We start from the raw sequence: 11,864 nt of genomic DNA, 5'->3' as shown, positions 1-11,864 counted from the left end.
GCCCGGCTTGACCGGGCGATCAGTATTGCAGAGGCGGTGACGCATACGGATAGGCCGGGGCGTACTGGATGCCCCGCCTTCGCGCGGCATGACCACGTGCGAGGAATCGGCTCCGCTACTCCGCGCTGCTCACCAGCTTGATCCGCGGCGCCTGTGCCTCGGTCAGGCCGCGATACGCCGCGAGATAATCCAGTGCCATCCGCCGCGCCGTGAAGCGCGCTTCGAATTGCTTGCGGATCGCCGCGCGGTTCAACTGCGGAAGGCGATTGACGACGCCGGCCGCGCTGATGACGTCTTCGACGACAAAGCCGGTCAGGCCTTCGTCGATGATCTCGGGCGCCGAGCCGCGATTGAAGGCGACAACGGGCGTTCCGCAGGCCATGGCTTCTATCATCACGAGGCCAAACGGCTCTGGCCAGTCGATCGGCAGCAGCAGCCCGAGCGCGCCGCACAAGAATTCCGACTTCTCGTGATCGCTGATCTCGCCGATGAATTCCACAAGCGGATTGTTCTCGATCATGGGGCGGATCAGCTCGTCATAATAGTCCTGATCGGCGCGATCGACCTTGGCCGCAATCTTCAGCGGGATGCCGCAATGGGTTGCGATCTTGATGGCGCGATCGACACCTTTCTCCGGCGCGATGCGGCCGAGCACAGCGAGATATTCCTGTTTGGCCGGCGTTGGCGTCAGCAGGTTCTCGGGCAGGCCGTGATGAATGGTCGTCACCCAGTTCGCCTGCGGCACTGGGCGCCGCTGCGCGTTGGAGATCGAGATCACCGGTACCTGGGGAAAGGTGTTGAAGACCGGCTGATGCTCCGGAAGATCGAGCCGGCCGTGCAGCGTGGTCACGAACGGCGTGGGCTGGCGGTAGAACAGCGACCACGGATAGTAGTCGAGATGGAAGTGCAGGAAGTCGAATTCCTCGTCGTCACATTTCTGCCGCACGCGCTCCAGCATCACCATGTGAAGGGCATTGGGATCGCGCACGGACCCGTCGAGCCGGAGCGCCTTCGGCCAAAGCGCATCCAACTTCCCTGACGTCTTCGAGTCGCCGCTGGCGAACAGCGTCACGTCGTGTCCAAGGGCCACCAGCTCTTCCGTCAACCAATGCACCACCCGCTCGGTGCCGCCATACAGCTTGGGTGGAACAGCCTCCGTCAACGGGGCTACCTGCGCGATGCGCATCTCATCATCTCCTCTGTACGATCATGGAAGTTGAAAAGCCCCCAGCGTGTTCGGCACCGGCAATGCCAGCCAAGGGAACGTTCCCGCAATTGCGAAGTTCCCTATGGCAAAGGTTACATATTCGACACGTCGCGCATTGTCTCGATGCTGCCATCTCCTCTTCTCAGATCGTCCTTATCCGCATGTCGTGATTGCATTGGGACGGAACCGAGGCGAACCGGCCGATGTTCTGTCGACCAGTAGAAAAATTGAAGTCATCATCGGGGTTGCAGTCACATGGATCACCTTTCCAGATACGCACGCAGGCCGTTTGCCTTTATCTTGCGCTATCTTCGCCGCCGGCTCGCGTCGCATCTGGTGATCCTGACCGCCGTCGTTGCAGCCGTTGGCTGCTCAGTGGGCACGCAATATGGCGTCAAATCGCTGGTCGACAGCCTGTCTGCCGGTCCGTCCCATGGCGGGGGTGTATGGCTGGCATTCATTTTGCTCATGTCGCTGATCGCTGCGGACAATTTTCTGTGGCGGATCGCGAGCTGGACAGCGAGCTTTACCTTTGTCCGCGTCACCGGAGATCTGCGGCGTGACATCTTTCGGCATCTCACCGGACATGCGCCGAGCTACTTCTCCGATCGCATGCCGGGCATGCTGACGAGTCGTATCACGGCGACATCCAATGCCGTGTTCACCGTCGAGAACATGTTCGTCTGGAATGTGTTGCCGCCCTGCATCGCCACGGTTGCGGCGATCTTGCTGATTGGAACCGTGAGCCCCTATATGGCAGCGGGGCTGATTGTAATCGCGGGGGGAATGGTGATCGCAATGTTCCGCCTGGCAGCGGCCGGCAAGCCATTGCACGACGACTTCGCCGACAAGGCCGCTGTCGTTGACGGCGAGATGATCGACGTCATCAGCAACATGCCCCTGGTGCGGGCCTTCTGCGGCATCACTCACGAGCATGAACGGTTCGATGGCACCGTGAGCCGGGAACTCACTGCGCGCGGCCGCAGCCTGCGTTACCTGGAGAAGCTTCGGCTCACACACGCCGGCGTGACCGTCGTCTTGACGGTGGCGCTGATGGCATGGGCGATCACGCTCTGGCAGAAGGGCGAGGCGACCACCGGCGACGTCGTGCTGGTCTGTACCCTGGGCCTGTCCATCCTGAATGCGACGCGCGACCTGGCGGTCGCGCTGGTCGACGTCACCCAGCATGTCGCGCGGTTGACCGAGGCGATCGCCACGCTATTGGTGCCGCATGAATTGCGTGATCACCCCGAGGCCGAGCCGCTGGTGAAGAACGGTGCCGCGATAGCATTCAACAATGTCACCTTCGGCTATCCAGGCGGCGAGAAAATTTTCGAGCGGTTCAGCCTGCGTCTGCAGCCGGGTCAGCGGGTCGGCCTCGTCGGCCAGTCTGGTGGCGGCAAGTCGACCCTGTTCACCCTGCTTCAGCGCTTCTACGATGTAGACGAGGGCAACGTGACCGTCGACGGCCAGGATATCTCCATGGTGACTCAGCAGAGCCTGCGCGAAGCCATCTCCGTCGTGCCGCAGGACATATCGCTATTCCACCGCTCGATTCGCGAGAACATCCGTTACGGCCGGCCGAACGCGACGGACGACGAGGTGCTGCGCGCGGCGATTGCGGCGCGCTGCGATTTCGTCGAGAGCTTGCCGGAAGGTCTCGACACCATGGTCGGCGACCGCGGGGTCAAGATGTCCGGCGGCCAGCGGCAGCGCATCGCGATTGCGCGCGCCTTCCTGAAGGACGCGCCGATCCTGTTGCTGGACGAAGCGACCGCGGCCCTCGACAGCGAGTCCGAGGAGGCGATCCGCGAGGCATTGACACGCCTGATGCGTGGACGCACCGTGATCGCGATCGCGCACCGCCTGGCGACGCTGCGCAACTTCGATCGCGTCGTGGTGCTGAAGGCCGGCAAGATCATCGAGGACGGCGCGCCTGACCGCCTGATGCAGGGTCATGGGCCCTACCGTGAGCTGGTGACGCAGGAGATGAGCCGGCTCGCGAAGTTCGCCGCGTAAGAGGCGCGTTCTAATCGGTTGCGTTTCGAAACAAGGCGCAGGGGAGCAGTTGATGGCAGCCGAAGCCGTAACCCAGATCGTTTCCGTGTCGCGGACCGTGGAGACCGTCGCGGAGCAGGCATTCTACATTCCGATGACGGGACCCGCGGCGCGGCCGCGGCGTTCGCTCAAGCACGATGACACCTTCATCGTGCTCGACAGCCATGGCGACATCGGCGCCTCCGCCGGCGGCCCCGATGGGCTGTTTCACTGCGACACGCGCTATCTCGCGCGGCTGGAGCTCGTGCTCGACGACCTTCAGCCGCTGCTGCTCGGGTCGAACCTGCGCGACGACAATTCCGGATTGACGGTCGACCTCACCAACCCCGACATCTATCGCCAGGGACGCATTGTGCTGCAAAAGGACCTGCTGCACATCGTGCGCACGATCTTCCTGTGGCGCGGCACGGCTTACCAGCGCATCGGCGTACAGAACCATGGCGAGCAGCGCGCCAGCTTCGAGCTGACGCTCCTGTTCGACAATGATTTCGCCGACCTGTTCGAGGTCCGCGGCGAGCGGCGTCCGCGCCGCGGCGTCGGCGCGAGCCGGCTGCTTGGGCCCACCGACGTCCTGTTCGAATATCGCGGCCTCGACGAAGCCGAGCGCACCACCGGACTGCATTTCGATCCACGCCCGACCCGGCTTTCGGTGAATGCCGCCACCTGGCAGCTCGAGCTGGATCCGCATGAGGCAAAATCGCTGTTCGTGGCCGTATCCTGCAACCGGCCGATAGCGCAGAAGCCGGCGCGCTTCTTCAGAGGCCTGCTTGCCCATCGCCGTGAGATGCGCCAGTCGACGATGGGCGCGGCCAGCATCGAAACCTCGAACAACATCTTCAACGAGGTGCTGTGCCAGGCCATGGCCGACCTCAACATGCTGATGACGGAGACGCCGCAGGGCCGTTATCCCTATGCCGGCATCCCCTGGTACTCGACAACCTTCGGCCGTGATGGGCTGATCACGGCTCTTCAGATGCTGTGGGTCGATCCGCGCGTCGCGAAGGGCGTCTTGCGACGGCTCGCTCATTTCCAGGCACAGTCGGTCGATCCGCTGGCCGACGCCGCGCCCGGAAAGATCCTGCACGAGATGCGCGGCGGTGAGATGGCCGCGCTGCGCGAGGTGCCGTTCGCGCAATATTACGGCAGTGTGGATTCGACTGCGTTGTTCGTCCTGCTTGCGGGGCGGTATTTCGAGCGCACCGGCGATGAGGAGACTTTGATCGAGCTGTGGCCGGCGATCGAGGCGGGGCTGGCCTGGATCGATGGTCCCGGCGATCCCGATCAGGATGGTTTTGTCGAATACCAGCGCGCCTCCGAGCAGGGGCTTGCCAACCAGGGCTGGAAGGACTCCTACGACGCGATCTTCCACGCCGACGGCCAGCTCGCGGAAGGCTATATCGCGCTGGCCGAGGTGCAGGGTTACGTCTTCGCGGCCAAGCAGCTCGCTGCGCGCTGCGCGCTGCGGCTTGGCAAGCCGGAGCGCGTAAGGCAGCTCGAGGCGCAAGCCAAGGCGCTGGCCGAGCGCTTCGAGAGCGCGTTCTGGTGCGAGGAACTCGGCACCTATGCGCTCGCACTTGATGGCAAGAAGCGTCCGTGCAAGGTGCGGACCTCCAATGCCGGGCAGCTCCTGTTCAGCGGCATGATTCGCGAGGACCGTGCCCGGCGGGTCGCGGCCGACCTGATGCAGCCGCATTTCTTCTCCGGCTGGGGCATCCGCACGGTCGCGCGAGGCGAGGTGCGCTACAACCCGATGTCCTACCACGACGGCTCGGTGTGGCCGCATGACAATGCGCTGATCGCACTCGGGCTCGCGCAGTATGGGCTCAAGCATTCGGTGGCGCACGTCTTCAAGGGGCTGTTCGACGCTGCGACCTATATGGACCTGCGGCGGTTGCCGGAACTGTTCTGCGGTTTTCGGCGCGAGAAGCGGCGCGGCCCGACGCTCTATCCCGTCGCCTGCGCGCCGCAGGCCTGGGCGAGCGCGACGCCGTTCACGCTGCTGGAGGCGGCGCTCGGCATCGAATTCGATGTCGCGCGCGGCGAGATCCGGCTGCGCAATCCGCACCTGCCGGCGTTCTTGAACGAGGTAATCCTGCGCGAGCTGCGATTGGGCGATTCCAGCGTCGATCTGCGCGTCAGCCGCCACGCCGACGACGTGGCGCTGGAGGTGTTGCGCACGCGCGGCCAGATCCAAGTGTCGATCGTGCTGGCGCGCTGAGGGCGCGCCGGAGGGAGGGAGTGATGCGTGCCGTCGGGCGATTGATCCTGGGTGCGGCGATCGTTGCGAACTCGACGCTTGCCCCGTTGCGTGCCGCGGAGCAACAGCCAGCCGCGGTCCAGACCGAGCCGACGACGCCGACAACGGCGCCGCCAGCATCGGCGGTGCCGGTCACGCCGAAGGACGCGGCGCCGCCGCCGTCGGTGACCATCATTGGCGCGAGCGACGCCCACGGTGTGCTGGGTCGCGACGTCCGCAGCGCGGCGGACGAGGACATGGGCCGTATCGTCGACGTCATCGTCGACCGTGACGGCCACGTCCGCGCAGCCGCGATCGACTTCGGCGGTTTCCTCGGGGTCGGCAGCCGCAAGATCGTGGTGGACTGGAACGCGCTGCGTTTCGGCAAAATCGCCAAGAAGAAAGGCAGCATCACGCTTGAGCTGACCAAGGCGCAGGTCGCGGCTGCGCCGGAATACAAGGAGGACACGCCGATCGTCGTGCTCGGCGCGTCGGGCAGCCTGCAGCCGCTGCAAGCCATTCAGTGAGGTGCGGGGAGGGCTGACCACTGGTGCTCTTGTCGAGGAAGCCGAACCACGCAATCGATGATCGCGCTGGCCGCGCCGGACACATCGGCGCCGCCCCGGCACCGGCCGGTCTTCCGGCGCCGTCGCGCCAGAGCCTGCGCGGCCTCGACTGGTTCATCTTCTTCCTTGCCGATGTTCAGACCGGGTTTGGTCCCTTCATCGCGGTCTATCTGACGACGCAGAAATGGACCCAGGTCGAGATCGGCCTCGTGCTGTCGATCGGCGGCATCGTCGGACTGATCGGGCAGATGCCGGGCGGGGCGATCATCGACGCCGCGAAATCCGAGCGCCTGGTCGCAGCGCTTGCGATCGCAACTATCGGCTGCTGCGCGCTCGCCTATGCGGCGATGCCGATCTTTCCGGTTGTGGTGACGGCCGCGACGCTGCATGCCGCGGCAAGCTGCGTGCTGGGCCCGGCGATCGCGGCGATCAGCCTCGGCCTCGTGGGTCCGCTCGCCATCGGCGAGCGGCTCGGCCGCAACGCCCGCTTCGCGTCCCTCGGCAACGGTGTCGCCGCGGCGGTGATGGGCACGGCCGGCTATCTCTTGTCGAGCCGCTCGGTCTTCCTGGTCACCTTCCTGCTCGCGATCCCGACCCTGATCGCACTGTCGCGCATCCGCGACGAAGAGGTCGACATCGCGCGTTGTCATGGCGAGATGCCGCGCGAGGCGGCCGATCGCGGCGACACCAATGTCTGGCATCTGGTGCGGCAGCGGCCGCTCCTGGTGTTCGCGTTCACCGTCATCCTGCTGCAGCTCGCGAATGCCGCGATGCTGCCACTGATGGCGAGCGCGGTGACGGCGCGGTCAAGCCAGTGGGCAACCATCCTCGTCGCTGCCTGCATCATCGTGCCGCAGGCGATCGTGGCGCTGCTGTCGCCCTCGGTCGGACGCAAGGCGCAGGCCTGGGGCCGCCGGCCGCTGCTCCTGATCGGATTCGGCGCGCTGACGATGCGCGGCCTGCTGTTCGCGACCGTGCGCGATCCCTATCTGGTCGTGCTTGTGCAGGTGTTCGACGGGATCACCGCAGCGGTGTTCGCGGTGATGATTCCGCTGATCGTCGCCGACGTCGCCTTCGGCAGCGGCCATTTCAATCTCGCCCAGGGCATCGTCGGCACTGCGACCGGCATCGGTGCGTCCCTGAGCACGGTGCTCGGCGGCTTCATCAGCGACAAGTTCGGCAATGCAACCGCTTTCATCGGGCTCTCCGGCGTCGCCGCGACAGGCTTCCTGCTGATCTTGGCGATGATGCCGGAAACTCGGCGCAGCGCCTTGGGATCGCAAGAAAAAGGCCGGCCGAAATGACTTCGGCCGGCTGGGAGGTTGGGGGAGGAGGAAATCAGGCGTCGAGATTGTGCAGGCGCTGGCGGTTGCGCAGCACGATCTGGCGGGCGCCGGAGAAACCGAGAATGCCCTGAGCGTGAAGCTGCGACAGCGCGCGCGACACGGTCTCGAGCGTGAGGCCGAGATAGTCGCCGATGTCGCGGCGGCACATCGGCAGCGCCATCATGCCGGCGACGGCGAGGCGGCGGTCCATTTCAAGCAGGAAGGTGGCGACGCGCTCCATCGCGGTCTTGCGTCCCAGCAGTAGCATGTGGTCTTCGGCGTGGCGCAGCTCCGAGGCGGTCATGGTCCAGAGCTTGCGGGCGACCTGGACGTCGGTGCCGGCAGCCTTCTCGAGGCTCGCGCGCTTCACCAGACGCACCGTGGTGTCGATGATGGCCTCGGCGGCGAGCCGATGGCTGGCGCCGGATTCCAGACCGAACACATCGCCGGGAAGATGAAAGGCGCCGATCTGACGGCGGCCATCGGAGAGAAGCTTGTAGCTGCGCACCGCGCCGGAGACGACCTGGTAGACGTATTCGGCCGGCTCGTCCTCGCCGTAGATCTCCTCTTCCTTGCGGTAGGAAAATTCGGTGGCGACAAGGCCGACATGGCGGGTGATCGCGCGGAACTGGTCGGAAACGGGATGGGCGGCCGGCGCAACCTTGCTGCGGGTGATTGGGGTGCTGATCGCCGGGGCGTTGAGCGACTGGGTGAGCATCTGAGCCATCTCCGCTGTGATGAACCCATTGCTACCCGCGATGGAGCGTCGCGAAAATTCGAACGATACCTTAGGGAGGTTTCCTTACGTAGAATTCCGTAGGTCGGTTCCACGCCTGTCCTGAATGGCCCGGCGAATGCGTTTGACCAGGCTCTCATCGAGAAGCGGCTTCAAAATCACGTCTGTCACCCCGGCTGCCGCGGCTCGCGCCGAGATGTTCTCGTCCGGATAGCCGGTGATCAGGATCACCGGCGTGTCGCCGCCCGATTTCCGCAAGTAGCCAGCAAGCTCGATGCCGTTGATGCCGGGCATCTTGTAGTCGATGACATAGCAATCAGCGCCCGTGGTGCCGGCCGCATTGAGCAGCGCGGTGCCGTTCCGGAAGGTCCGCACGGCAAAGCCGTCGGTTTCCAGCAGAAACTGCAGCGATCCCAAAACGGCAGCATCGTCGTCGACCACAAACACCGTGGGTTTTGCGGCGGACGAGAGCCGCTCATGCGAGCCAACCTCGATCATGCTGTTTGGCTAACACGGCGGTGGGCGCGGATATTGACCTGCCTCAATCCCTGATCAGGCCGGCGCGCATGGCGAGCCGCACCAGCTCCGACAGGCTGTTGGCCTGCATCTTGGTCATCACATTGGCCCGGTACACCTCGATCGTGCGCGGGCTGATGTCATATTCGCGGGCGATCAGCTTGTTGGAGAGGCCCGCGATCAGTCCCTCCATGACCTGGCGCTCGCGCGGGCTCAAGGAGGCGACGCGAGCGGCGATGTCCTGCGCGATCACCTCGTTCTTGGCCGCCGGCTCCGCCTGGCGGATCGCCGATTCGATCATGGTGGTGAGGCGGTCGTCCTCGAACGGCTTTTCCAGGAAGTCGACTGCACCGAGCTTCATGGCCTCGACCGCAAGCGGCACGTCGCCGTGACCGGTCATGATCAGGATCGGAAACGGGCATTGCCGTGCCTTCATCCGCTTCAACAGCTCGATGCCGTCTATTCCGGGCATGCGCACGTCGGAGACGACGCAGCCGAAGGCGAGGCCGGGCAGGGCGTCAAGAAAGACTTGCGCGCTGTCGAACAGCGTGACGCCGAAGCCGGTGGAATCCAGCAGGAAGTTCAGCGAGTCCCGCATCGCCTCGTCGTCGTCGATAACGTACACCATTCCCTTGGTCGTCATGGATCAGGCCCCGTCGGCTGCCGGCAAGGTGAAGCGGAACGTCGCGCCGTGCGATGCATTGCTCTCGGCCCACATGCGGCCGCCGTGAGCCTCGATGATCGAGCGGCTGATCGACAGTCCCACGCCCATGCCGCTCTCTTTTGTCGTGAAGAAGGTCTGGAACAGGTTTGGAACGACGTCGTCCTGGAAGCCGGAGCCGGTGTCCGACACCTCCACCTCGATCATGTCGTCGGCGATGTGCCTGTTGATGACGACGAGCTCGCGGCGCGACGATTGGGCCATCGCTTCCAGCGCGTTGCGGAACAGGTTGACCAGCACCTGCTGGATCTGCACCCGGTCGGCAAGCACGAGATCGGCATTTGGATCGAGGGTGAAGCGGAGCTGCACGTTCTGCTCACGCGCGCCGGCGAGCCCGAGCGCGCCGGCTTCCTCGATCAACTTAGACAGGCTCTCGACCCGCTTCTCGGATTCGCCGCGCGAGACGAAGTCGCGCAGGCGCCGGATGATCTGGCCGGCGCGCAGCGCCTGCTCGGCGGCGCGGTCCAGCGCACTCTCGATCTTCGGCGTGTTCGGATCGTTGCTGCCTGCAAGCAGGCGCCGCGAGCCCTTCATGTAGTTGCTGATCGCGGCCAGCGGCTGGTTGAGCTCGTGTGCCAGCGCGGACGCCATCTCGCCCATGGCGGTCAGCCGCGAGACGTGGACCAGCTCGGATTGCAGCTCCTGGAGCCGCGCCTGGGTCTGCTGGTGCTCGGTGAGATCGCGAACGAAGCCGGTGAAATGGGGCTCGCCGCCGGACTGCATCTCGCCGACCGACAGATGCATCGGGAAAGTGGTGCCGTCGCGGCGCATGCCGGTCACGATGCGGCCGATGCCGACGATGTGCGGATCGTGCGTGGTGCGGTAGCGGGCGATGTAGCTGTCATGACGCGTGCGGTCCGGCTCCGGCATCAGGATGCTGACGTTCTGACCGATGGCCTCGTGCGCGGACCATCCGAACAGGCGCTCGGCGGCGGTGCTGAAGAGCTGCATGATGCCGCGGCCGTCGATGACGATCATGGCATCGGGAACGGTCTCGAGGATCGAGCGGAGGTGGGTCTCGCGGGTGCGGAGCGCCTCCTCGACCTGCTTCTCCTGGTCGATGTCAAGCAAGATGCCGTTGAGATGGCGGGCGGCGCCGGCCTCGTCCCGAATGAGACCCGCCCTGGCACGGATCCAGTGTCCGCGGCCGGAGGCATGGGCGACCCTGAACGATACGTCAAAACCGCCGCCCTCGTCGGACACGCGTCTGATCGCGCTCTCGACGCGCTCGCGGTCGTCGGGCGCGAGGCGTAACAGGAACAGCTCAAAGCTCGCCGCCTGATCTCGTCCGATGCCGAGCAGTGCCCTGGCGGTGTCCGACCACTCCAGATCGCGCGTCCTGAGGTCGAGATCCCAGGTGCCGACGCCGAACCCCTCGATCCGGACCCGGAAATGCTCGCCGCGATCGTCGTCTTGCGGATGCGTTACGCGGGTCGGCGACAAATAGCTGCTCCAATCCTTCCGATGGCCGGCCCGGGTGCCGCCACATCGCGGCAATTTCGCCCATGGCCGCGCCGGAGGCAAGTTCGGAGGTCTGATTCCATTGGCCGATTTCACGCTGCGCGGCGCCGGGCAATTTGATCTATCTCATCCTGCCGAAGGTGCGGCGGCCTAAGCTCTCTGGAAGCTCATTGCACCGGAGATCCCTGATGACATACGCGACCGTCATGGTCAGCCTCGCGCTCGATCAGCCCAATGATGCGCGTCTTCAGGTCGCAGGCGAACTCGCCGAACGGTTCGAGTCGGCGATCGTCGGTGTCGGGGCGGCGCGGTTCCCGCCACCGCTCTATTTCACCGATGGCGCCGCGGCTCAGGACGTTATCGATCAGGGCCGCGCGTCGGTCAGGCAGCGCCTCGCCAAGCTCGAGGTGCAATTCCGTGCCGCGACCAGAAACCGCGGCGGGCACGTGGAGTGGCGCAGCGCCATGGATTTTCCGGCTCGGTTCGTCCTTGCGCAGGCGCGTTGCGCTGACATCATCGTCAGTGGCGGACAGAGCCCGGCCTTCTCCGATGCCTTCGCGCTCGCGAGCCCCAGGGACCTGGTGATGCAGGCCGGCCGCCCGATTCTCGTCGTGCCCGACAAGGTCAATTGGCTTGATCTGCGCAGCGTGCTCGTGGCGTGGAAGGACTCGGCGGAAGCCCGGCGGACACTCGCCGACGCACTGCCGATGCTGCGCAAGGCCAGAGATGTCGCCGTCGTCGAGATTCCAGAGCGCGACAACGACCGTTCGGCCGCGATGGCGCGCGTTACGGATGTCAGCGCCTGGCTTGCCCGGCACGGCGTCACGGCCACTGCGCGCGTCTGCGAACCAGCCAGGAACCAAAGCACGGGCGACCAATTGGGAAGTATTGCCGACGACATCGGGGCCGGCCTGATCGTCGCGGGCGCCTACGGTCATTCGCGGTTCAGCGAACTGATCCTCGGCGGTGTCACCGAGTACCTGGTCACGCAATCCGCCCGCTGCGTGCTGCTGTCGCACTGAGACATGACGAATCGAT

Annotated in this window: 10 protein-coding genes; 5 read left to right on the top strand and 5 right to left on the bottom strand. The window is 65.1% G+C overall.

Annotated features, from left to right (window positions below; all coding sequences use genetic code 11):
- Positions 1-115: 115 nt before the first annotated feature.
- Positions 116-1,186 (bottom strand): glycosyltransferase family 4 protein, encoded by a 1,071-nt coding sequence (locus MTR72_RS04535; RefSeq protein WP_280965236.1) that lies wholly within the window; start codon positions 1,184-1,186, stop codon positions 116-118.
- Between the two features lie 276 nt (positions 1,187-1,462).
- On the opposite strand from MTR72_RS04535, the gene MTR72_RS04530 reads away from it, so the two are divergent.
- From MTR72_RS04530 to MTR72_RS04515, 4 genes are read left to right on the top strand one after another with little or no spacing between them, the layout of a single operon-like run.
- A complete protein-coding gene (locus MTR72_RS04530) occupies positions 1,463-3,226 on the top strand; it encodes an ABC transporter ATP-binding protein (protein ID WP_341510124.1) in 1,764 nt (587 codons plus the stop codon).
- A 52-nt stretch (positions 3,227-3,278) separates the two neighbouring features.
- Positions 3,279-5,483 (top strand): amylo-alpha-1,6-glucosidase, encoded by a 2,205-nt coding sequence (locus MTR72_RS04525; RefSeq protein ID WP_280965234.1) that lies wholly within the window; start codon positions 3,279-3,281, stop codon positions 5,481-5,483.
- Positions 5,484-5,506: 23 nt separating this feature from the next.
- A complete protein-coding gene (locus tag MTR72_RS04520; protein ID WP_280965233.1) occupies positions 5,507-6,028 on the top strand; it encodes a PRC-barrel domain-containing protein in 522 nt (173 codons plus the stop codon).
- Positions 6,029-6,051: 23 nt separating this feature from the next.
- Entirely contained in the window at positions 6,052-7,371 is a 1,320-nt protein-coding gene (locus tag MTR72_RS04515) for an MFS transporter (protein WP_280965232.1), read from the top strand.
- 34 nt (positions 7,372-7,405) lie between these two features.
- Here MTR72_RS04515 and MTR72_RS04510 read toward each other — a convergent pair whose 3' ends face one another.
- From MTR72_RS04510 to fixL, 4 genes are all read right to left on the bottom strand, one after another.
- Positions 7,406-8,110 (bottom strand): helix-turn-helix domain-containing protein, encoded by a 705-nt coding sequence (locus MTR72_RS04510; protein ID WP_280965231.1) that lies wholly within the window; start codon positions 8,108-8,110, stop codon positions 7,406-7,408.
- 84 nt (positions 8,111-8,194) lie between these two features.
- On the bottom strand, positions 8,195-8,626 hold the full coding sequence (locus MTR72_RS04505; protein WP_280965230.1) for a response regulator transcription factor: 432 nt from the start codon (positions 8,624-8,626) through the stop codon (positions 8,195-8,197).
- A 43-nt stretch (positions 8,627-8,669) separates the two neighbouring features.
- Positions 8,670-9,287, bottom strand: coding sequence for a response regulator FixJ (gene fixJ, locus MTR72_RS04500; RefSeq protein ID WP_280965229.1), 618 nt, complete (start codon positions 9,285-9,287; stop codon positions 8,670-8,672).
- 3 nt (positions 9,288-9,290) lie between these two features.
- Complete coding sequence (gene fixL, locus MTR72_RS04495) at positions 9,291-10,808, bottom strand: sensor protein FixL (protein ID WP_341510123.1); 1,518 nt, start codon at positions 10,806-10,808, stop codon at positions 9,291-9,293.
- A 206-nt stretch (positions 10,809-11,014) separates the two neighbouring features.
- Here fixL and MTR72_RS04490 point away from each other — a divergent pair, with 206 nt between their 5' ends.
- Positions 11,015-11,848, top strand: a complete 834-nt coding sequence (locus tag MTR72_RS04490) for a universal stress protein (protein ID WP_280965227.1) — start codon at positions 11,015-11,017, stop codon at positions 11,846-11,848.
- The last annotated feature ends 16 nt before the right edge of the window (positions 11,849-11,864 follow it).

Source organism: Bradyrhizobium sp. ISRA442 (genome assembly GCF_038085055.1).
GTDB lineage: Bacteria > Pseudomonadota > Alphaproteobacteria > Rhizobiales > Xanthobacteraceae > Bradyrhizobium.
Note: the sequence above shows the minus strand (reverse complement) of the source record. Positions and strands in the feature narration are given on the sequence as shown.

What these genes read in the sequence shown, in the direction of transcription:
- MTR72_RS04535 (WP_280965236.1), bottom strand. Translation starts at nt 1,186, where the DNA reads ATGCGCATCGCGCAGGTAGCCCCGTTGACGGAGGCTGTTCCACCCAAG.
- MTR72_RS04530 (WP_341510124.1), top strand. Translation starts at nt 1,463, where the DNA reads ATGGATCACCTTTCCAGATACGCACGCAGGCCGTTTGCCTTTATCTTG.
- MTR72_RS04525 (WP_280965234.1), top strand. Translation starts at nt 3,279, where the DNA reads ATGGCAGCCGAAGCCGTAACCCAGATCGTTTCCGTGTCGCGGACCGTG.
- MTR72_RS04520 (WP_280965233.1), top strand. Translation starts at nt 5,507, where the DNA reads ATGCGTGCCGTCGGGCGATTGATCCTGGGTGCGGCGATCGTTGCGAAC.
- MTR72_RS04510 (WP_280965231.1), bottom strand. Translation starts at nt 8,110, where the DNA reads ATGCTCACCCAGTCGCTCAACGCCCCGGCGATCAGCACCCCAATCACC.
- MTR72_RS04505 (WP_280965230.1), bottom strand. Translation starts at nt 8,626, where the DNA reads ATGATCGAGGTTGGCTCGCATGAGCGGCTCTCGTCCGCCGCAAAACCC.
- fixJ (WP_280965229.1), bottom strand. Translation starts at nt 9,287, where the DNA reads ATGACGACCAAGGGAATGGTGTACGTTATCGACGACGACGAGGCGATG.
- MTR72_RS04490 (WP_280965227.1), top strand. Translation starts at nt 11,015, where the DNA reads ATGACATACGCGACCGTCATGGTCAGCCTCGCGCTCGATCAGCCCAAT.